General features: G+C 73.2%; 15 protein-coding genes. 14 read left to right on the top strand and 1 reads right to left on the bottom strand.

What is annotated here, in order from left to right; translation table 11 throughout:
• Nucleotides 1–23: 23 nt before the first annotated feature.
• On the bottom strand, nucleotides 24–3,749 hold the full coding sequence (locus ABT053_RS29835) for a non-ribosomal peptide synthetase (protein ID WP_350973375.1): 3,726 nt from the start codon (nucleotides 3,747–3,749) through the stop codon (nucleotides 24–26).
• Nucleotides 3,750–4,765: 1,016 nt separating this feature from the next.
• On the opposite strand from ABT053_RS29835, the gene amcB reads away from it, so the two are divergent.
• The 14 genes from amcB (at nucleotide 4,766) to ABT053_RS29765 (ending at nucleotide 19,355) form a co-directional block, all read left to right on the top strand.
• The gene (amcB, locus tag ABT053_RS29830) at nucleotides 4,766–5,119 is read left to right on the top strand and encodes a cispentacin biosynthesis acyl carrier protein AmcB (protein WP_350973374.1); all 354 of its coding nucleotides are present in this window, start codon (nucleotides 4,766–4,768) and stop codon (nucleotides 5,117–5,119) included.
• A complete protein-coding gene (amcC, locus tag ABT053_RS29825; protein ID WP_350973372.1) occupies nucleotides 5,109–6,497 on the top strand; it encodes an amipurimycin biosynthesis protein AmcC in 1,389 nt (462 codons plus the stop codon). The genes amcB and amcC overlap by 11 nt, the downstream gene beginning before the upstream one ends.
• The gene (locus ABT053_RS29820) at nucleotides 6,494–7,096 is read left to right on the top strand and encodes an acyl-CoA thioesterase (RefSeq protein WP_350973371.1); all 603 of its coding nucleotides are present in this window, start codon (nucleotides 6,494–6,496) and stop codon (nucleotides 7,094–7,096) included. Before amcC ends, ABT053_RS29820 begins: the two co-directional genes overlap by 4 nt.
• Nucleotides 7,083–7,655, top strand: a complete 573-nt coding sequence (gene amcE, locus ABT053_RS29815; RefSeq protein ID WP_350973370.1) for a cispentacin biosynthesis cyclizing decarboxylase AmcE — start codon at nucleotides 7,083–7,085, stop codon at nucleotides 7,653–7,655. Before ABT053_RS29820 ends, amcE begins: the two co-directional genes overlap by 14 nt.
• Entirely contained in the window at nucleotides 7,652–8,860 is a 1,209-nt protein-coding gene (gene amcF / locus ABT053_RS29810) for a cispentacin biosynthesis acyltransferase subunit AmcF (RefSeq protein WP_350973368.1), read from the top strand. Before amcE ends, amcF begins: the two co-directional genes overlap by 4 nt.
• Nucleotides 8,857–9,444: a cispentacin moiety biosynthesis protein AmcG gene (gene amcG / locus ABT053_RS29805; RefSeq protein WP_350973367.1), complete on the top strand. Its 588-nt coding sequence runs from the start codon at nucleotides 8,857–8,859 to the stop codon at nucleotides 9,442–9,444. The genes amcF and amcG overlap by 4 nt, the downstream gene beginning before the upstream one ends.
• Nucleotides 9,445–9,449: 5 nt before the next feature.
• Nucleotides 9,450–10,868: an adenylate-forming 2-oxoglutaryl-ACP ligase AmcH gene (amcH, locus tag ABT053_RS29800; protein WP_350973366.1), complete on the top strand. Its 1,419-nt coding sequence runs from the start codon at nucleotides 9,450–9,452 to the stop codon at nucleotides 10,866–10,868.
• A 192-nt stretch (nucleotides 10,869–11,060) separates the two neighbouring features.
• The gene (locus tag ABT053_RS29795; protein WP_350973364.1) at nucleotides 11,061–12,755 is read left to right on the top strand and encodes an amino acid adenylation domain-containing protein; all 1,695 of its coding nucleotides are present in this window, start codon (nucleotides 11,061–11,063) and stop codon (nucleotides 12,753–12,755) included.
• A 5-nt stretch (nucleotides 12,756–12,760) separates the two neighbouring features.
• The gene (locus ABT053_RS29790; RefSeq protein WP_350973363.1) at nucleotides 12,761–13,450 is read left to right on the top strand and encodes a class I SAM-dependent methyltransferase; all 690 of its coding nucleotides are present in this window, start codon (nucleotides 12,761–12,763) and stop codon (nucleotides 13,448–13,450) included.
• 31 nt (nucleotides 13,451–13,481) lie between these two features.
• Nucleotides 13,482–14,777, top strand: a complete 1,296-nt coding sequence (locus ABT053_RS29785) for a diaminopimelate decarboxylase family protein (RefSeq protein WP_350973362.1) — start codon at nucleotides 13,482–13,484, stop codon at nucleotides 14,775–14,777.
• Nucleotides 14,774–16,012: a pyridoxal phosphate-dependent aminotransferase gene (locus tag ABT053_RS29780; protein ID WP_350973360.1), complete on the top strand. Its 1,239-nt coding sequence runs from the start codon at nucleotides 14,774–14,776 to the stop codon at nucleotides 16,010–16,012. The genes ABT053_RS29785 and ABT053_RS29780 overlap by 4 nt, the downstream gene beginning before the upstream one ends.
• A complete protein-coding gene (locus ABT053_RS29775; RefSeq protein WP_350973358.1) occupies nucleotides 16,009–16,836 on the top strand; it encodes a 2,3,4,5-tetrahydropyridine-2,6-dicarboxylate N-succinyltransferase in 828 nt (275 codons plus the stop codon). Before ABT053_RS29780 ends, ABT053_RS29775 begins: the two co-directional genes overlap by 4 nt.
• A gap of 265 nt (nucleotides 16,837–17,101) precedes the next feature.
• Complete coding sequence (locus ABT053_RS29770) at nucleotides 17,102–18,217, top strand: saccharopine dehydrogenase (protein ID WP_350973356.1); 1,116 nt, start codon at nucleotides 17,102–17,104, stop codon at nucleotides 18,215–18,217.
• Nucleotides 18,210–19,355 (top strand): saccharopine dehydrogenase C-terminal domain-containing protein, encoded by a 1,146-nt coding sequence (locus ABT053_RS29765; protein WP_350973354.1) that lies wholly within the window; start codon nucleotides 18,210–18,212, stop codon nucleotides 19,353–19,355. The genes ABT053_RS29770 and ABT053_RS29765 overlap by 8 nt, the downstream gene beginning before the upstream one ends.
• The last annotated feature ends 109 nt before the right edge of the window (nucleotides 19,356–19,464 follow it).

Below are 19,464 nucleotides of genomic sequence, written 5' to 3'. Positions count from 1 at the left end.
TGGAACACGGGTGGTCTCTTTCCTCACGAGGTGGCGCGGTGGTCGTCGGTGCGGCGGCGCTGAAGCCCGAGGCGGGCCCGGCCCGCCGCCCGCCTGCTCGCCTGCTCGTCGCCGGAGCCGGAGCCGTCGTTGCCGTTGCCGTTGTCCTGGAGGGCCGGCGGGGCACCGGTGGCGGGTACGGGGCCGGTGGCCGGAGCGTGGCCGGTGGCCGGTGCGGCCCGTTCGTCGAGGTGCCGGGCGAGGGCCGCGATCGTGGGGAACTCGAACAACGTCACCATCGGCATCCGCCGGCCCAGGGCCTCGGTGAGCCGGGCGTGGACGGTGGCGAGGCTGAACGAGTTGCCGCCGAGGTCGAAGAAGTTGTCGTGCGGGCCGATGTGGTCCAGCTCCAAGACCTCCTGCCAGATCCGCCGCAGCGTGAGCTCCCGTTCACCGCCGCCGGACACCGGGAAGCCGGTGGACACCGGGGAGTCTTCGGATGTCAGGGAGCCCTCTGACGTCAGGGCACCCCCGGGGTCCGGGGAGCCGGTGGAGGCCGGGAGCGCGCCGGGGGCCTGGGGGTCGCCGGGGGTGCCGCCCGTGGGGAGCGGCCACGGGAGGGCGTCCCTGTCGACCTTGCCCGACGTCCGGATCGGCAGGTCGGCGACGACCGCGAGGCGTGGCACGAGCGCGGCGGGCATCGTCTGGCGCAGCCGGGCCCGCGCGCTTCCCTCGTCGAAGCCGGAACCGGAGCCGGAGCCGGAGGCGGAATCGGAGGCGGAATCGGAGGCGGGCACGATGTAGCCGACGAGGATCTGGTGGCCCAGGCGCGTCGTACGGACCGCGGCCGCGGCGGCGCCGACGCCCGGCAGCCGCCGCAGGGCCGCCTCCACCTCGCCGAGCTCGACGCGCCGGCCCCCGAGCTTGACCTGCTCGTCGATCCGCCCCACGAAGACCAGGCCCTCCGGCTCGGCCCTGACCAGGTCCCCGCTGCGGTAGGCCCGCTCCCAGCCCAGGGACGGCAGCGGGGCGTACTTCTCGGCGTCCTTCGCGGGGTCCAGGTAGCGGGCCAGGCCGACCCCGCCGATCACGAGCTCGCCGCTCTCCCCCATGCCCACGGGGTCGCCGTCCGGGCCCACCACGGCCAGGTCCCACCCGTCCAGGGGGAGCCCGATCCGCACCGGGTCCCCGGGCGAGAAGAGGGTCGCCGACGAGGTGACGGTCGCCTCGGTGGGGCCGTAGCTGTTCCACACCTCCCGGCCGGGGGCGGTGAGCCGCTCGATCAGCTCCTGGGAGCACGTCTCGCCCCCCAGGATGAGCAGCCGTACGCCGTCGAACACCTCGGCCGGCCAGCGTGAGGCCAGCGTGGGCAACGTCGAGATGACGGTGATGCCGTTCGCCCTCATCCACGGCCCGAGGTCGGTGCCGGTACGGACGAGGGCGCGCGGGGCGGGCACCAGGCAGGCGCCGTTGCGCCAGGCCAGCCACATCTCCTCGCAGGAGGCGTCGAAGGCCGCCGACAGCAGGGCCTGCACCCGGTCGCCCGGCCCGATCGGGCTGTCCCTGAGGAACAGCCGGGCCTCGGCGTCCACGAACGCCGCCGCGCCGCGATGGGTGGCCACGACGCCCTTGGGAGTCCCCGACGAGCCGGAGGTGAAGATGATCCAGGCGTCGTCGTCCACGCCGGGCCGGGTGCTCTCCCCCGGTTCCGCCTCCACCGGCTCCCGCGGTTCGCCCGGGGCGCGCGCCGCGGAGGTGAGCGTGATGTGGCGGCTCTCCCCCACGACGACGCGGACCCCGGCCTCGCCGAAGACGAGCTCCCTGCGTTCGGCGGGATCGTCGACGTCGACCGGTACGTAGGCCGCGCCCGCGGCGAGGACGGCGAGGATCGAGACGTACAGGTCGGCGGTGCCGGAGGGCACGCACACCCCCACCCGGTCACCGCGCCGCACGCCGGCCGCCCGCAGCCTCCCGGCCAGGGCCTCGACCTCGGCCCGCAGGGAGGCGTAGTCGAGCCGTACGCGCCCGTCGTCGAGCGCGGCGGCTGCGGGGAAGCGGGCGGTCGTCTCGTCGAGCACGTCGAGCAGGGTTCGGGGAGCGGGTGCCCGGCCCGCCGAAGCGAAGATCGCCGGCGCTGCCGGCGCCCCCGGTGTCGCCGGTCCTCCCGCGACGCTTCCGGCCGGTTGCCCCGCGCTGCTCCCGGCCGGTCCTGCCGTGACGCTTCCTCCCGCGACGCCCGCTGTGACGTCGGCCCTGTCAGCGGTCATGTCACCGGCCGCGTGCCGCGGTCCGGGGACGGTGAGCGGCGGCAGGGTCCACAGGGGAGCCTCGGGGTCGGCCACCGCCGCGGCGAGCAGCGCGGGGAACCGGTCGCCGATCGACCGGATCGTGCCGGATCCGAACAGGCCGGTGTTGTAGGTGATCGTCAGATCGAAGGCGTCACCGGCGGACCGGAAGATCGTGAAGTCGAGGCCGGCCTTGGCGCCGGTGGGCATGAGGTCGATCAGCGACGCGGTGAGGTCACCGAACCGAGGCTCGGCCATCGGGGTCGGCTCGAAGCTGAACAGGGCCTGCACCAGCGGGTCCCGGCCGGGGTCGCGCCGCGGCGCCAGTTCCTCCACCAGCTTCTGGAACGGAACCCGCTGGTGGCCGAGCATGTCCATCACGGTCTCCCGGGTCCGCCGCACGACCTCGGCGAACGAGGGCTCACCGGACAGGTCGAACCGCACCGGCAGCGTGTTTACGAAGAAGCCGATCACGGGTTCGAGCTCCGAGGACAGCCGGTCGTTGGCCGGGGTGCCGATCAGCAGGTCGCGTGCGCCGGTGAGGTGACTCAACAGTGCCGCGTAGGCCGCGATCATCGGCACGAACGGCGTCACGCGCATCCGCCGGGCCAGGGCGAGGACCTCCACCATGAGCGGTCCGGGAAGGGTGACGTGGTGGTTGGCGCCGCCCCTCCGGCGGGGCCGGTCAGGCCCGTCGACCCCGCCCGCACCGTTCACACCGTCCGTGCCGCCCGCGCCGTACGCGGCATCCGCGCCGTTCGCACTGCTTGTGCCGCTTGTGGTGTTCGCGTCGTCCCGCGCCGGGTGGGGGCGGTCGGCGGGGAACTCCAGCGTCGTCGGGGCGCCCGCCAGCCGCTCGTGCCACCAGGCGAGGTCGGCGGCGTCCACGGGCTGCCGCCGCTGCCGGGCCGCGTAGTCGCCGAACTGGACGGGGAGCGGCGGGGGCTCGGGGGCGCCCGCGTACCCGTCGGCGAGTTCGTCGAAGAGGAGATGGAGCGACGGCCCGTCGCAGACCAGCTGGTGCAGGAACACGCCGAGTATGTGCCGGTCGGTATCGAGGCGGATCAGCCGTTTGCGGATGAGCGGCCCGGTCGTCACGTCGAAGGGCTCGTCGGCCCACCGCCGCAGCAACGCCTCGGCGAGGTCGTCGCGACGCTCGGGCGGCTCCGTCGTCAGGTCGACCAGCCGCGGGCCGAACGGCGGCGACGGCGCGACCCGCTGGTACGGCTCGTCCCTCCCGGCCGGGAACGCCGTGCGCAGGATGTCGTGCCGGGCCAGGACCCGTTCGATCGCGCGCTTCAGCGCTCCGAGGTCGAGCGGCCCGTCCAGGCGTACGGCCACGGGCACGTTGTAGGCGGAGTCGCCGGGGTGAACCTGCTCGATGATCCACAGCGCTCGCTGCGCGACGGTGAGCGGGACCGGTTCTCCGGCGCCTTCGCCGGACGGTATCGCCTGCCGTCGCACGGGCATGATCTTTCTGTCCATGCTGTGGATCCACCGCCTCGCGGTCGTGGGTGGGGGCTGGGGGGGTAACCGGGGTCCTGCACGGGATGGATCGGCCGCCGGCGCCGGGCGCGCAGGCCGTCGCCAATCACAAAACCGATCTCAAAACCGATCTCGGAGCCGACCCCGAAGCCGATCATGGAAACGGACCTGGAAACGGGGCCGGAAACGAGCCGGTCCGTTTCCGCGGGTTTCGTATGTCTCAGGTGTCCCCGCCCGATACCGGCGCAGGGTGAGAACGACGCGCGGAAATTGTTCGGGCCGGGTCGTGCCCGCCCCTGCTCAACGGCGAAAAAATGGCCCGGTAAACAGGGGTGAGAAAACATCGAGGATGCGGCTGGAAAGCCGGGGATTCTCATCGCATTTCATACGACGATGAGAGAAAAAGAAGGCCGGATCGTTCCGATGCCTGTTCGGGGAGGCATTCGGTCACGGGCTGATGTCACACGGAGTCCTCCGGCGGCGCCCCCGCCGGCGCGGATTTCCCGCACGGCGGTGAGTCATCGACATTACGGGCCATCGGTGAGTTGCGGACGGTAGTCAAGGGGGCGGTACAGATGTTCTCGCAGGTGATGAGCATCTGTCACATTTCCCGGACGTGCGCTCGTTCGCCCCAATGCTGAGTTGGTCAGGTTAACGAAGGGTTACCGAAGAAGGTGTGAACGGGAACGCAGTGGTGGCCATTTCGCGAGTGAGGTGCCGTGTACATTACTCTGCGTCAATATTTCAGTTAGGCCCGCAAAAGCCGTCGGGTGCCGTTATCCCGGCGTGTTGCCACCGGCCGAACCGGTATGTATTGTCCGTTCGGGCGAAGCCACAACTCATGCGGTCGACCAGCCGGCACCTTTCCGGCCGCCCCCGTCCCGTAGGCCGAAACGTGCCGAAGACGACGCGTTTTCCCGCGATCCTCTCCCCCGTTTATCACGCCCTTTAAGGCTGCCCATCCCAGCCTCGCCATTCGGTGTGTAGACCCTGTACCAGTGAAGGAGCGTTCCCCCATGCCCGGAATCCAGGAGACAACCGAGGTTGAGCAGACGGTCAGGTCGATTCTGGTGACGGACCTGTTCGTCGAGGTGCCGGAGATAGGGCTCGACGACGGCCTGCGGGGCATCGTCGGGCTCGACTCGCTGGGCTTCGTCGAACTGCGCGTCCAGTGCGAGGACAGGTTCGGCATCCGCATCTCCGAGGACGAGTTCAGCCCGGAGAACTTCGCCAGCATCCGCTCGATCTCCGAGCTGGTCCGCAGGCTGCAGGCCACCGGACCGGCCGCGCCCGGCGACGGCGACGGCGACGTGAGCGCGGATCGGACGGCGGACCGGACGCCGGGCGGGGAGCGCTCCGATGCCGGCTGAGAACGGCACCGGCCCCGCCCCGTACGGGCCCGGCGACGTCTGGTTCGACCGGACGATGCACATGAACCACTACGGGAAGAAGCTGCCGTTCGGCTGCGTGGGGGCCAAGGGGATCGTCCAGCGGTTCGTCGAGCTCGACGGCCCGCGGGCGGGGCGGACGCTGGAGGTGCTGGACGCCAGCGGGGGCTACGCCTCCGCGTGCCTCGGGGCGGGGTCGCCGGTGGTCGTCCCGGCCCTGGCGCGCGCCGTCGCGGAGAGCGGCTACGTGACCGACGAGATCGCGTCGCTGGAACGGGCCCGGCTGCTGGAGCGCCTGTTCGGCACCGGCGGGCTGTGGGCGGAGAGGTTCCCCGCCGCCGACTACCACGTCACCGGCCGCAACTCCGGCTCCGAGGGGATGGAGCTGGCGCTGCGCCTGGCGCTGGAGTCCCGCTTCGACCGCCGTAACCTGCGCGCCACGAAGGGCGGGCAGGGACGCGACGTCGTCCTCGCCTTCGAGGGGGCCTGGCACGGCTGGACCGGCGGGCTGCTCCCGCTGCTGAACAGGCGGCACTACCGGGCGGGGCTGCCCGCCGTGGCGGCGGAGCCGTTCGGCTTCACGGCCGAGCACATCCCGTTCGGCGAGCTCGAGATCGCCCGGGAGTACTTCGCCCGCAACGGGCACCGGGTGCTGGCCGTGGTGATCGAACCCGTCCAAGGGGACGCCGGCATCCTGACCCCGCCCCCCGGCTATCTCCGCGAGGTGGCGCGCCTGTGCCGGGAGAGCGGCGCGCTGCTCGTGGCGGACGAGGTCCTCACCTTCGCCAAGACCGGCGGCTTCTTCGGGATGACCGACGCCGAGGGCCCGATCCCCACCGACGTCACCGTGCTGGGCAAGAGCCTCGGCATGGGCGTGCTGTCCACGTCCATGGTCGTCGCCCGCCGGAGCCTGAGCGTACGGGAGTCCGGTGCGGTCGCCACGTCGGACCTGCGCCCGATCACCTGCGCCGTGATGGGAGCGGGCATCGAACACGTCCACGCCGAAGGCCTGCTCGAACGGTCGCGGACGCTGGGCGAGCACCTGGGGACGTCGCTGCGGCGCGACCTGGTGGAACAGTTCCCCGCCCTCTACCGGGAGGCCAGGGGGGTGGGCGTCATGCACGGCGTGGAACTCACCGAGGCCGCGGCCGCGCACCTCGGCGCGTTCCGGGAATGCATGATCCGAAGCGGCGTGTACGTGGAGTTCATGGCCGGTGCCGGGCGGCGCTCGCACGGCCTGCGCTACGTCTTCCCCACGATGCGGGTCGCCCCGCCGCTCGTCGTCACCGTCGCTGAGGTGGACTCGATGGTGGAGCGGCTGGTCGACGGCTCGCGCGCGTTCCGCAAGGAAGCGCTGTGAGCACCGCTGCGACCGCCGCCGCTTCGACCACCGCTTCGACCACGGCTGCTGTGACCGCTGCCGCGACGACCGGCCGCCCCTTGCTCACCCGCGTCCGGCGCCGGGTCGAGCACGTCGACACCGACGCCTCCGGCGTGGTGCACTTCGCGCGCTACCCGTCCCTGCTCGAGACCGCGGCCCTGGAGAACCTGGACCGTCTCGGCGTCGGGATCGACGCCCTGGCACGCGAGGGCCTCGACCTCGTCGTGACGGAGATGAGCATGCGCTATCACGCCTCCGCCCGCTTCCTCGACCGGCTGGACCTGGAGATCTCCGTCCTACACGTCGGGGCCGCGAGCTTCCGGCTCTCCGGCACGGTGCTGCGCGCGCTGCCCGAGCCCGACTCCGCGACCGGGTCCGTGTCCGGGTCCCGCTCCGAGCGCGAGCCCAGGGCCGGGTCCGGGGCTGGATCCGGGGCCGGGCGCGAGGAGGAGCCGACGCGGCTGTCCACCGGCGTCCTCGTCTTCTGCGTGGTCGGCAGGACGACGGGCGCGGTGCGCGCGCTTCCCGAACAACTCAGGAAATCGCTGAAGGAGTGCCGCCACGATGCAGACATCTGAGCCGATCACCGCGACCCCGAACGGCACCACCCCGGCCACCCCGGCCACCGCGACCCCCGGCGTCACCACCGCGAACGGCGCGCCGACCGCCGCGGGTGACAGGACCCTCGGATTCACCGAGATCAAGCAGTGGCTCCGCCACCGGCACCCCATGATCTACATCGATCGCGTGCTGGACCACGAACCGGGCTCACACCTCACCAGCACCCTTCTGGTCTCCGGCACGATGGACGTCATCGCCGGCCACTTCCCGGAACGCGCGATCTTCCCCGCGAGCCACCTCACCCAGGCCTTCGCCCAGTCGGGGATCATCCTCTACCAGCTCAGCACGTCACCCGTCGCCGACGACGAGCTGACGCTCATCGGCTCGATGAAGTCGAGGTTCACCCGCATCGTGGTCCCCGGCGACCAGGTGGTCTTCACGGTGAAGAGCGAGCTGATCCAGGACTCCACCTTCTTCTTCTCCGGCCGCGCGACGGTCGAGGGCCGCACCGTGGCCGCGTTCAAGGGCACCCTCGTGCGCGTCAAGGTCGCCGACATGGGGCGGATGCTGTGGTGAACGGCCCGGACACCACGAACGCGCCCTTGAACGCGCCGGACGGGACGCCGGAGGTCTGGATCACCGGAATGGCGTGGTCCACCCCGCTCGGCACCGGTCTCGACGACGTGTGGCGCTCCCTGCTGGACGGGCACGGCGGCATCCGGCCCGTCCCCTCGGCGCACCCCCTGCGCAACGACAGGGCCGCCGTCCTCCCGCACCTGTCGCTGGACAAGGACCCGGGCGAGCGGCTGCACATCCTGAGCCGCGACACCCTGGCGGAGGCGGTGGCGGACGCCGGGCTCGACGTCACCGACCCGCGCCTGCGGACGGTCTTCGGAACCAGCTACGGCCCCCACCTGGACGATGCGGGCGTCACCGCCCTGGACGACTGGTGCGCGGAGGTGACCCGCGAGCTGGGCATGCCCCAGGCCCCGGTGTCGCTCACCACCGCGTGCTCCTCGGGGTCGGACAGCCTCCTGGTCGGTGCCGAGCTGATCGGGAACGGCGACGCGGAGATCTGCGTCTGCGGCGCGGCGGACGTCCTCACCCCCGCCAAGCGGCTGGGCCACTCGGCGCTGGGCACCATGTCGCCGACCTCGCTGCGCGCGTTCGACGAGGCCCACGACGGGACGATCCTCGGCGAGGGGGCCGCCTTCCTCGTCCTGGAGTCCGCCCGCTCGGCGACGGCGCGCGGCGCGCGGCCCCACGGCTACCTGCTGGGCGCCGGCTCGGCGAACGACGCGGTGAACACCGCGGCCCCCGACCTGTCCGGCGACAGCGTCGTACGCGCCGTGGGCAGGGCGCTGCTGGCGGCCGGCCGGCACGCCGAGGACGTGGCCGTGGTGAACGCGCACGGATCCGGTACGCCGGTCAACGACCTGGTGGAGCGCAGCGGCTACGAACGCGTGTTCTCCACGGCGGGCTCCACCGCGACCTCCCCCGCCACCTCCCCCACGGTCTTCGCGACCAAGGGCGCGTTCGGCCACACGCTCGGCGCCACCGGCGCCCTGGAGGCGGTCGCCGTCCTGCTGGCCCTGCGCGACGGGGTGGTGCCACCGATCCGCGGCCTGACGACCGTCATGCCCGGCTTCCCGCTCCCCCTGCCGATGGGAGGCCCGGCGGCGTTCGACGGTCGGGTCGACCGGATGGAACGGATCGGGCTGAGCGTGACGCTCGGGTTCGGCGGGTTCAACACCTGCCTGGCGTTCGAGGGAGCGAGATGACCGGCGCGACCGGTACTTCCGCTGGATGGTCCGGGGGTCCCGGGGAGGTCGCGGGCGAGGGCGTCGTCGTGGTGGCGCGGGGCGAGGCCGCCCGCGCGGAACTGGGCCCGGTGCGCAGCAGGATCCCCTCCCTCTACGCCGACCCCCTCTCCTGGCTCGTCGTCGACGCGGTCGACGACGCCCTGTCCACCTGCGCCGAGGACCTGGACGCGGTACGCGACGAGGTCGCCGTCATCCTGGTCAGCGCGCTGTGCACGCTCCAGACGATGGAGGCGGTCGCGCGGTCCGCGCGGAGCGGCCGGGTGTCCCCGCTGCGGTTCGCCGGGGCCAGCCCGGGCGGCGCGGGAAGCCTCGCCTGCGTCGTGCGGGGGTTCAAGGGCCCCTCGCTGACCCTGGCGACCGGCCCCGGGCGAGGGGTCCCCGTGGCCCGTACCCTGGCCCGCTCGTGGCTGCGCTCCGGGGCGGCCGAGTACGTCGTGGTGAGCGTCCACCACGCGGAGGGGGACGGCCGGCACCGGGTGCGTACCACGGTGGTCGGGGCCGGGCCGGATCTCCGCCGCGCCCTCCCGGTGCCGGGCCGGTGAGCGCGATGAGCACCGGAAACCCGGGGAGTGCCGGGAGCGCGGACGGCGTCCCCGGCCAGGACGTGATCGACGCCTTTTTGGCGAACGTGACCGACGCCGACCGGCCCGGCCGGCCCGGCTCCGGCGTGTCGCTGGCCGCCGTCGTCGACGAGCTGGCGGGCCTCGGGGTGAAGCCCGGCGCGGCGGTCGTGATCGCGATGCCCAACGGAAGGCCGCTGCTGCTCCTGTTCTTCGCGGTGCTGCTCGCCGGAGGGGTCCCGGTCCTGGTCCCCCCGTCGGCGAGCGCGGCGCGCGTCGCCGCGATCGGCCGCCGGTTCGGCGCCGACGCCCTGATCGCGCCCATGGTGAACGCCGAACGCCACGGCGCGCCGGCCAAGCACCCGGTCGGGGACGCCGAGATCGTGTTCTTCCCCTGGCCGGAGCGGCGGCACTACGCCGCCGGCGAGGTGATCCTGATGACGTCCGGAACGTCGGGCATCTTCAGCGGCTGCCTGCACGACACCGGCTCCCTGCTGCGCAACGCCGCCATGCACGCGCACGCCGTCGGCCAGCGCGACACCGACACGGTGCTGCTCAACCTCCCCCTCCACTACTCCTACGGTCTCGTCGCCCAGGCGCTCGCGTCGCTGGTCACCGGCTCGCGCCTGGTCGTCTGCGGGCCGCCGTTCACCCCCTCGGCGTACGCGGGGACGCTGCGCGAGCACCGCGTCACGCTCTCGTCGCTGACACCGGCGCTGGTCGCCCGGCTGGCGGCGGGCGACGCCTCCTGGTCGCGGCCCCTGCGGGTCCTCACCGTCGGCGGCGACCACCTGCGCCCCCGGTACGTCGAGGCCCTGCTCGCCGGGCACCCGGAGCTGGAGCTGTACCTGACGTACGGCCTCACCGAGGCGGGTCCCCGGGTCTCCACCCTGGCCGCCCACCTGGAGCCGCCCCGCAGGCACGCCTCGGTGGGACTGCCGCTGCCGGGCGTCCGCACCAGCCTGCGCCCGTCCGCCCTGGGCGACGGCTCCCGGGAGCTGCTGGTGGAGTCCGGCACGGTGCTGCGCCGCCGGGTGCCCGACGACCGTCCCGACCCGCTGGTGGCACCCCGCACGATCGCCACCGGCGACCTCTTCGAGATCGACGACGACGGCTACCACTACTACCGGGGACGGCTGTCGGACTCGGTGGTCGTCAACGACGAGAAGGTGTGGCTGCCCTCGGTCCGGGAGATCGCGGCGTCGATTCCCGGCGTGCTGCGGGCGACCACCCGGGTGTACCAGAGCGACGACGAGCGCCGCTACGACCTCGACGTCTACGTGGACCACCCGGACCAGGCGCAGGCCACCGAGATCGAACGGACTCTCGGGCGCCTGCTGCTGAGGGCGGAGAGACCCGCCCGGATCACGCTGCGCCCGATCTCGGACGCGGGCTGGCACAAGTGAGCGCCGTATCGAGCACGGCACCGAGAACGGCACCGAGAACGGCACCGAGCGCCGTACCGAGTGCCGCGCCGCGTGCCGCACCGGCCGGACCGGCTGGACCGGCCGCGACCCCCTCGACCCCCTCGACCCCTTCGACCCCCTCGACCATCGCGGCCCTCACGACTCTCGCGGCGAGGAAGGCAGGAAGAGACGATGAACGACCTTGAGCGGACGGCCGGGACGGACCGGCCGCCACCCGTGCTGCGGGCCGTCGCGGATCGGGTCCGCCTCGCCCCCGGCGCCGAGGCGGTCACGTTCCACGGGGACTCCGTGACGTACCGCGAGCTCTGGACCAGATCGGAGCTCGTGGCCCGCAGGCTCGCGGGCCTCGGCGCCGGGGCCGGCACCCGGGTCGGGCTCCACCTCGACCGGTCGATCGACCTGGTGGTGGCCCTCGTCGGCGTCATGCGGGCCGGCGGCGTCGCCGTCCCGCTCGACCCGGCCTACCCGGTGGACCGGCTGCGGTACATGTGCGCGGACGCCGGCGCCGGCCTGGTGGTCGGGCACGCGGGCCACCTCGACCGGCTGGGCGGCCTCCGGCCGCTCGTCACGGACGGCCCGCTGGTCTACGCCACCCGGCACGCGGACGACGGCGATACGAAACACCACCCAGCACGGACCGCCGGACCGGACGACGACGGTACGGGACACCGCCCGCCGCGAGCCGCGGCCCAGCCGGACGCCCCGCTCCCGCAGGTCTCCGGTGAGGACCTCGCCTACGTCATGTACACCTCCGGCTCGACCGGACGGCCCAAGGGCGTCCTGTTCGAGCACCGGAACCTGGCCAACCTCATCGCCTGGCAGATCGCCGCGAGCGGCTGCGGTGAGGGCGACCGGACGCTGCAGTTCTCTCCGGCGGCCTTCGACGTCGTCTACCAGGAGGTTCTCACCACGCTCGGAGAGGGCGGCACCGTCGTGTGCTGCACCGAGGACGAGCGGCTCGACCCGCAGTTCCTGTGGGAGCTGATCGCCCGCGAGCGGGTCAACCGGCTGTTCGTGCCGTTCGCCATGCTGCGCTCGCTCGCGCTCTTCGCCGACGACGTCACCCCCGGCACGCACCCGCTCCGCGAGATCTACTCGACGGGCGAGCAGATGCAGTGCGACGGCAGGCTCCGCGCCCTGTTCGCCCGGCTGCCCGGCTGCCGCCTGGCCAACCAGTGGGGGACGACGGAGACACACGTCGCGACCTGCGGGTGGTTGCCCGAGGACGTGACGGTGTGGCCGCGGCTCCCGTCGATCGGGACGCCGATCGACGGGACGCGGATCCACGTGTGCGACGAGGACGGCAGGCCGCTGCCCCCGGGCCGGACCGGAGAGCTGTGGATCGCCGGAGAGGGCGTCGGGCCGGGGTTCGTGAACCTGCCCGACCGCACCGCGCGGAGCTACGTGCCCGACCCCCTGGACCCGGCCGTCCGCGCCTACCGCACCGGAGACCTCGGACGGGTGGGCGGGGACGGGGAGCTCGAATGCCTCGGCCGGCGCGACGGCCAGGTCAAGCTGCGCGGCTTCCGGGTCGAGCTGGGGGAGATCGAGACCCTGCTCACCTCCTCGCCCTCCGTCGCCGAGGCGGTGGTCGCGGTGGTGGGAGAGGACGCCGAGGAGCAGAGCCTGCGGGCGTTCGTGGTGGCCACGTCGCTGCCGTTCGACCGCGCCGGGGTGCTGGCCATGCTCCGCGACAAGGTTCCCGCCCACATGGTGCCCTCGCGGATCGAGGTGGTCTCCTCCTTCCCCAGGACCCCGAGCGGCAAGCTGGACCGGCTCGCCGTCGCCACCTCGGCGGCCGCGGCCGCGTGTCCGGCCGGGCCGACGCACCAGTGCCACGACAGCAGCGAACAGGGATCCGGGTGAGTGCCATGAACCATCAGTTGGAGAACCTCAAGAAGGTGTACCTGCCCCCCGCCGAAGGACAGCCGAGCCTTTTCCAGATCTGGGAGGAGGGCGGCGCGCGCGACGACTCGGTGACCCCGTCCACTTATTCGGCGGAGTACCGGTCCTGGATGACGGAGAAGTTGACGGCCGAGCTCGGGCGCGGTGAGGGCGGCGGCCTGCTCAGCCTGGGCTGCGGCAACGCGGCGGTCGAGTCCGAGATCGCGCGCAAGGGACACCGGGTGCTCGGGGTCGACGCGATGGAGGAGGCCGTCGTCCTCGCCAAGGCCAAGGGCGTGGACGCGGTGTGCGCCGACATCGGCCAGTGGTCCCCCGACGAGCCCTGGTCGGTGATCTACATGGACGGCGTGCTCGGGCACCTCTACGACCCGGGAAAGGGCCTGCGACCGGCCCTGGAGCGGATCCGCGCCTGGCTCGCACCCGCCCGCGACGCGGGTGTCGCGACGTTCGTCGCCTCCAACGACGCCACCAACAACGGGGCGCCCGCGCAGCCGGCGCCCGGCATCGCCGGCTTCCACTGGCTGTCGGCGGAGTACATGCGCGAGGAGGCGATCGCGGCCGGCTACGACGACGTGGCGGTGGAGGAGATCCACTACAAGCGCCCCCGGTCCGGGGACCGGGTCCGGTCGATCATCGTCGCGCACGTGTACCCGTGACCGTGGAACTCGATTCAACAGGGAGTCACCCATGCCCATGAGCCCCGCCTTCGAGAACCGCCTCAAGGCCGCGCTGCCCCGGATCGTCGAAACCTTCGGCACGCCCTTCCACATCTACGACGCCGAAGGCCTGCACCGCACCTGCGAGCTGTTCGAGCGCGCCTTCCAGGAGATCGACTGCCGGGAGTACTTCGCGGTCAAGGCGCTTCCCAACCCCGCGGTGATGCGCCTGCTGGCCGGGCACGGCTTCGGCTTCGACACCAGCTCGATCTCCGAGCTGACCCTGGCGCGGACGGCCGGGGCGCGCGGCGAGGACATGTGTTTCACCTCCTCCAACACCAGCGTGGCCGAGCTGGAGGCCGCGCTGGAGGCCGGCGCCATGATCACCGTGGACGACGAGGCGATCCTGGACACGCTGGCCGGCCGGCTCACGGTCCCCGGAGCGCTCGCCTTCCGGGTGAACCCGGGACGCTCCCTCGAAGGGCAGGGCAACCACCTGTTCGGCGAGCCGGAGACGACCAAGTTCGGGGTGCCCGCCGACCGTCTGGTGAAGGTGTGCGCCCGGGCCCGCGACCTGGGCGTCCGCGAGATCGGCCTGCACATGATGACGACCTCCAACGTGCTGCGGCCCGAACCGCTGCTGCTCACTCTGGACCTGCTGCTGGAGCGGGCCCGCGAGATCGAGCACGAGGTGGGCCTGCCGGTGACGTCGATCAACCTCGGCGGGGGCATCGGCATCCCCTACCGCCCGCAGGAGGAGCCCTTCGACCTGATCGCGTTCGGCGCGGCCGTCGGCGAACGCCTGGCCGGCTGGAGCTCGCCGCACGGTCGCGGCCGGCCGGCGATCCGGTTCGAGTGCGGGCGCTACATCACCGGGCCGCACGGGGCGCTGGTGACGCGCGTGGTCAACCGGATGGACAAGTGGCAGCCCTTCGTCGGGGTGGACGCGAGCATGGTCTCCCTGATGAGACCCGCGCTGTACTCGTGGGCCTACCACCACATCACGGCGCCGTTCGCCGAGGGCCGCCCGCGGGAGGTGGTCGACGTCGTCGGCTCGCTGCCCGAGAACAACGACCGGCTCGGCAGGGAGCGGGACCTGCCCGTCCTGGCGGAGGGGGACGTCCTCGTCGTCCACGACACCGGCGCGCACGGGCACGCCATGGGCTTCAACTACACCGGGCGCTCCCGCCCGCAGGAGCTGCTTCTGCACCCGGACGGGTCCGTCGAGCTGATCCGGCGCGCCGAGACCGAGCGGGACCTGTTCGCCACCCTCGACTTCACCCCGCGCCTGCTGGAATCCCCCGCCGTTCAGGGGGACCCGGTGTGAGCGGAGCCGACACCGGCAGCACCCGGAGCACCCGGAACGCCGGGAACGCCGGGAATGTCGGCGGCGCCGGGAACGCCGACAGCTCCGGCGGCTCCGGGAGCGTCTGGAGCAGGGAACGGGCGTGGGAGCTGGCGGCGGCGTCGGGATGGCCGCCGCTGGACCTCTCGCTGGGCGTTCCCGCCGAACCCGCGCCCGCGATCTCCTCCCCCGGCCCCCGCGAGAGCCGCGCCCCGGCGGCCTACCCGCCCAGCGCGGGCACCGGATCACTGCGCACGGCCGCCGCCGGATACCTGGAGCGCCGCTTCGGTGTCACGGTGCCCGCGTCGGCGGTGGCGGCCTGCGCGGGGGCGAAGGAGTTCATCTCCACGGTGCCGTCGCTGCTGCGGCTCGCCCGGCGCGACCGGTCACCGCGACGCGACGTCGCCCTGATCCCCGCGCTGGGGTACCCGCCGTACGCGTTCGGCGCGCGGCTGGCGGGACTGGACGTCCACCGCGTCCCCGTCGACGCGGCCGGCCGGATGGACCTCGGCCGCGTCCCGGACCACCTGGCCGCCCGCGCGCTGTACCTGTGGGTGAACAGCCCCGCCAACCCGGCCGGGACCGTCGAGCCCCGGCCGGACGAGATCGTCGGATGGGGACGCGAGCACGGCGTCGTCGTCCTCTCCGACGAGGTGTACGCCGAGCTGACCTGGGACGGCGCTCCCCGGACCGCGCTGGCCGCCGGGCTCGACGGCGTGCTGGCCGTGCACGGCGTGGCCAAGCGGTCGAACGCGCCCGGGCTGCGGGTCGGCTTCTACGCCGGGGATCCGGCGCTGGTGTCCGAGCTGCTGCCCTCGCGCCGCGACGCCGGGCTCATCGCCGCCGGCGACTCCCAGCGGGCGGCGGCGGACCTGCTCGGCGACGACGCCCACGCGGCGGGCCTGCGCGCCCGTACCGCTCACCGGCTCGCCGGGCTGGTCGAGGCGTTGAACGACTGCGGCCTGCGATGCGCTCACCCCGAGGGCGGCCCGTTCGTGTGGCTCGCCGCCCCGGGGGGCGACGGCGTGGAGTTCGCCTACCGGGTCGCGGCCCGCGCCGGGCTCGTGATCGCGCCCGGGATCGCGTACGGCCCCTCGGGAGGCGGCCACGTCCGCGTCGCCGCCGTCCACGATCCGCAACTCCTGCGGCCCCGGCTCGCCGCGCTCGGCCTCCGGACGCGTGAGCGGTCCGGCGACAGAAAGGACCGCGTCCCATGACGCCGAGTACGTTACCGGCCGAGATCGACGAGCTGTGGGACAGGCGGACCGGCCTCACCCCGGCCGACGCCGCCGCCCGCGACACGGTCGTGGCCGCCGTCGGCATGCTCGACCGCGGCGAGGCGAGGGTGGCCCGGGTCGATCCGCAGACGGACCGGGTCCTGGTGGACGAACGGGCGAAGCGGGCGATCCTGCTGTCGTTCCGCCTCCTGGGCATGGTGGAGGGGCAGGTCGGCCCGTTCCGGCACCACGACCGGATCCCTCTCAAACGCTTCGGCCCGGGGGTGCGGGTCGTCCCCGGAGCCGTCGCGCGCTGGGGCAGCCACCACGCGCCGGGCGTGACCCTCATGCCCTCGTTCACCAACATCGGCGGTTTCGTGGACGCCGGAACGATGGTCGACACCTGGGCCACCGTCGGATCGTGCGCCCAGATCGGACGCAACGTGCACCTGTCCGGCGGGGTCGGCATCGGCGGGGTGCTCGAACCGCCCACGGCGGTGCCGGTGGTCGTGGAGGACGAGAGCTTCGTCGGCTCGCGATCGCTCGTCGTCGAGGGAGCCCGGGTACGCACCGGCGCGAAACTGGGCGCCGGGGTGGTGCTGACCGGGAGCACCCGTGTCTACGACGCGGAGACCGGGGAGCGATTGCCGAGCGGGGAGGCGCCGCCCTGGTCCGTCTGTGTCAACGCGACCCGGCCCAGGACGTTCGGGGGCGGCACCTTCGGCCTGTCCTGCCTGCTGGTGATCAAGCGGCTCGAAGAGGGCGAGGTCCACGACAAGCTGGCCCTGGACACGCTGTTCCGCGAGCACGGGCTCGGAGGGTGAGGCCCGATGCGCGCGTCCCGTCCACCGGCGAGAAGGCTCCCCCGGTGAGCGGTAAGGCTCCCCCGGCGAAGGTCAAGGTCCCACAGGTCCCGTCGTTGAGTGGCGAGGCTCGGACGACGGGCGGCGAGGTCCCGCCGGGGAGCGCGAGGACTCCGCGCGCGGGCGAGAAGACTCCCCCGGCGGACGCGAAGGCCTCAGCGCCGAGCGCGAAGGCCTCAGCGGTGAGTGAGAAGACTTCACGGGCGAGCGAGAAGGCGGGAAACCCATGACGGACACCCTCCGGCTGTGGATGCGGCACGAGGCCCATCCGACCGAGGCCCGGGCACCGATCGCGCCCGCCGACGCCCGGATCCTGACGGCGGACGGGATCGCGGTGACGGTGGAGGACTCCCCGCAGCGGATCTTCCCCACATCGGACTACGCGCGGGCCGGCTGCCGCATCGCCGAGCCGGGCACCTGGCCGGACGCCCCGGACGACCACCACGTCATCGGGGTGAAGGAACCGGAGGAGAAGCCGTTCCCGCTGCGGCATCGGCACCTGTTCTTCGGCCACGCCTACAAGGGGCAGGAGGGCGCGGGCAGGCTGCTGCGCCGGTTCGCCGAGGGCGGCGGCAGTCTGCTCGACCTCGAGTACGTGACGGACGCCGACGGCACCCGCGTGGCGGCGTTCGGCTACTGGGCCGGGTACATGGCCGCCACCCTCGCCGTCCTGCACAGCAGGGGGCGGCTGGAGCGGCCCCTGCGCCCCCTGCCCGAGCGGGCCCTGGCCGCGGTGCTGGCACAACGGGGAGAACAGCGGGAACAGCAGGAACAGCGGGGAGGACCGCGGGAAGGACCGCGGGGAGAGGGAGCGCCGACGGCGCTGGTCATCGGCGCGCTCGGCCGGAGCGGGCGCGGGGCGCGCAGCGCACTGGCCGCCGCCGGCGTCGCGACGACCTGCTGGGACGTCGAGGAGACCCGCGACCTGGACAAGAAGGCCCTGCTCGCCCACGACATCCTGGTCAACGCGGTGGCCACGACCGAACCGGCACCCGCCTTCCTCACGCGCGCCGACCTCGACGCCCCCGGCCGGAGGCTGAGCGTCATCAGCGACGTGACCTGCGACTTCACCTCCGACCGCAATCTCCTGCCCGTCTACGACCGTCCTACCGACTGGCACCGACCCGTACGGCGCTTACGCGAGGGGCCGCCGCCGGTGGACGTCATCGCGATCGACAACCTGCCCTCCCTGGTGCCGCGAGAGGCGAGCGAGGACTTCTCCGCGGACCTGCTGCCCCACCTGAGACTGCTGGGCGTCCGGACACCCGCCTGGCAGCGCTGCCTGGAGATGTTCCACGCCGCCCGCCCGCACGCGGCCCTCACGAAGGAGACCGATGTCTGAGCAGATCACCCCCACCGGACGCGTCCACTGGGTGGGAACCGGCCTGTCGACCGGCAGCGGACTCGGAATCGTCTGCGACCTCGCCTCCCGCACCGTGCTGTGGGGCCGGACCCGGCGCAAGGCCGAGGACTGCCTGGCGCGCCTGGGCCAGGGAGGCCGCGCGGAGACCCGGGCGTTCGGCCTGGACGCGCTGGCCGCCGAGCTCGCCGCCGGTGACGTCGTCGTCTCGATGCTCCCGGCCGCGCACCACGCCGCCCTGCTGCGGCTCTGCCTGGAGCGCGGCGCGCACTTCGCCGCCTCCAGCTACGTCTCCCCCGAGATCTCCTCGCTGGCGGCCGGGGCCGCCCGGGCCGGCATCGTGGTGCTGACCGAGGCGGGCCTCGACCCCGGCATCGACCACCTGCTCGCCCACCGGCTGGTCGCCCAGGCCAGGGCCGCCACGGGCGACGGCGGCGCCTCGGCCACGTTCACCTCTTATTGCGGCAGCAACCCCGCCGAGCCGAACGAGTTCCGCTACCGGTTCAGCTGGGCGCCGCGAGGCGTGCTGACCGCGCTGCTGACCCCGGCCCGATACGTCGACCAGGGCACGGAACGCGTCGTGGACCGTCCCTGGGAGGCCGTCCGCGAGCACGCGCTCGGGGACGAGAAGGTCGAGGTCTACCCCAACCGCGACAGCGTCCCCTTCGTCGAGCAGTACGGCCTGCCCGCCTCCTGGCGGCTGGACACCTTCGTCCGCGGCACCATCCGCCTGGACGGCTGGAGCGAGGCGTGGGCGCCCGTCTTCGCGGAACTGCGCGAAGGCGACGACGACCGCATCGGCGCCCTGGCCCAGGAGCTCGCCCTCCGTTACCCGACCACGGCAACGGACCGCGATCGCGTCCTGCTCTCCGTCGCGCTCGCCGTACAGGCGGACAACGGGTCCACCTGGTCGGGTGAGTACGTGCTCGACGTCGAGGGCGACGAGAAGGAGAGCGCGACGCCGCGCCTGGTGTCGGTGGCGCTGGCCTGCGGGATCGGCGACATCCTCGCCGGCCTGACCCCCGCCGGCCTGCACAGGGCCGCCGAGGAACCGCAGGCGGTGCGGCGGTGGCTGGGCTTCCTCGAGGACCACGGCGTCGTCTGCGAGTTCCGGGGCTGACCACCTCACGAGATCCGCCCGCGATCCCGTACGACGCCACGAGCGAAGCCCGTACGACGCCGTGAGCGGGGCGAGTCCCGCACACCGGCGCCGGTGGCACAGCACCGAA

The sequence above is a fragment of the Streptosporangium sp. NPDC002524 genome (assembly GCF_040295985.1).
Taxonomy (GTDB): Bacteria; Actinomycetota; Actinomycetes; order Streptosporangiales; family Streptosporangiaceae; genus Streptosporangium.
Note: the sequence above shows the minus strand (reverse complement) of the source record. Positions and strands in the feature narration are given on the sequence as shown.

Bases quoted from the DNA above. Each gene is read 5' to 3' on its own strand.
- ABT053_RS29785 (WP_350973362.1), top strand. From the start codon at position 13,482: ATGCCCATGAGCCCCGCCTTCGAGAACCGCCTCAAGGCCGCGCTGCCC.
- amcB (WP_350973374.1), top strand. From the start codon at position 4,766: ATGCCCGGAATCCAGGAGACAACCGAGGTTGAGCAGACGGTCAGGTCG.
- ABT053_RS29790 (WP_350973363.1), top strand. From the start codon at position 12,761: ATGAACCATCAGTTGGAGAACCTCAAGAAGGTGTACCTGCCCCCCGCC.
- ABT053_RS29835 (WP_350973375.1), bottom strand. From the start codon at position 3,749: ATGGACAGAAAGATCATGCCCGTGCGACGGCAGGCGATACCGTCCGGC.
- amcG (WP_350973367.1), top strand. From the start codon at position 8,857: ATGACCGGCGCGACCGGTACTTCCGCTGGATGGTCCGGGGGTCCCGGG.
- ABT053_RS29795 (WP_350973364.1), top strand. From the start codon at position 11,061: ATGAACGACCTTGAGCGGACGGCCGGGACGGACCGGCCGCCACCCGTG.
- amcE (WP_350973370.1), top strand. From the start codon at position 7,083: ATGCAGACATCTGAGCCGATCACCGCGACCCCGAACGGCACCACCCCG.
- amcC (WP_350973372.1), top strand. From the start codon at position 5,109: ATGCCGGCTGAGAACGGCACCGGCCCCGCCCCGTACGGGCCCGGCGAC.
- ABT053_RS29770 (WP_350973356.1), top strand. From the start codon at position 17,102: ATGACGGACACCCTCCGGCTGTGGATGCGGCACGAGGCCCATCCGACC.
- amcH (WP_350973366.1), top strand. From the start codon at position 9,450: ATGAGCACCGGAAACCCGGGGAGTGCCGGGAGCGCGGACGGCGTCCCC.
- ABT053_RS29765 (WP_350973354.1), top strand. From the start codon at position 18,210: ATGTCTGAGCAGATCACCCCCACCGGACGCGTCCACTGGGTGGGAACC.
- ABT053_RS29775 (WP_350973358.1), top strand. From the start codon at position 16,009: ATGACGCCGAGTACGTTACCGGCCGAGATCGACGAGCTGTGGGACAGG.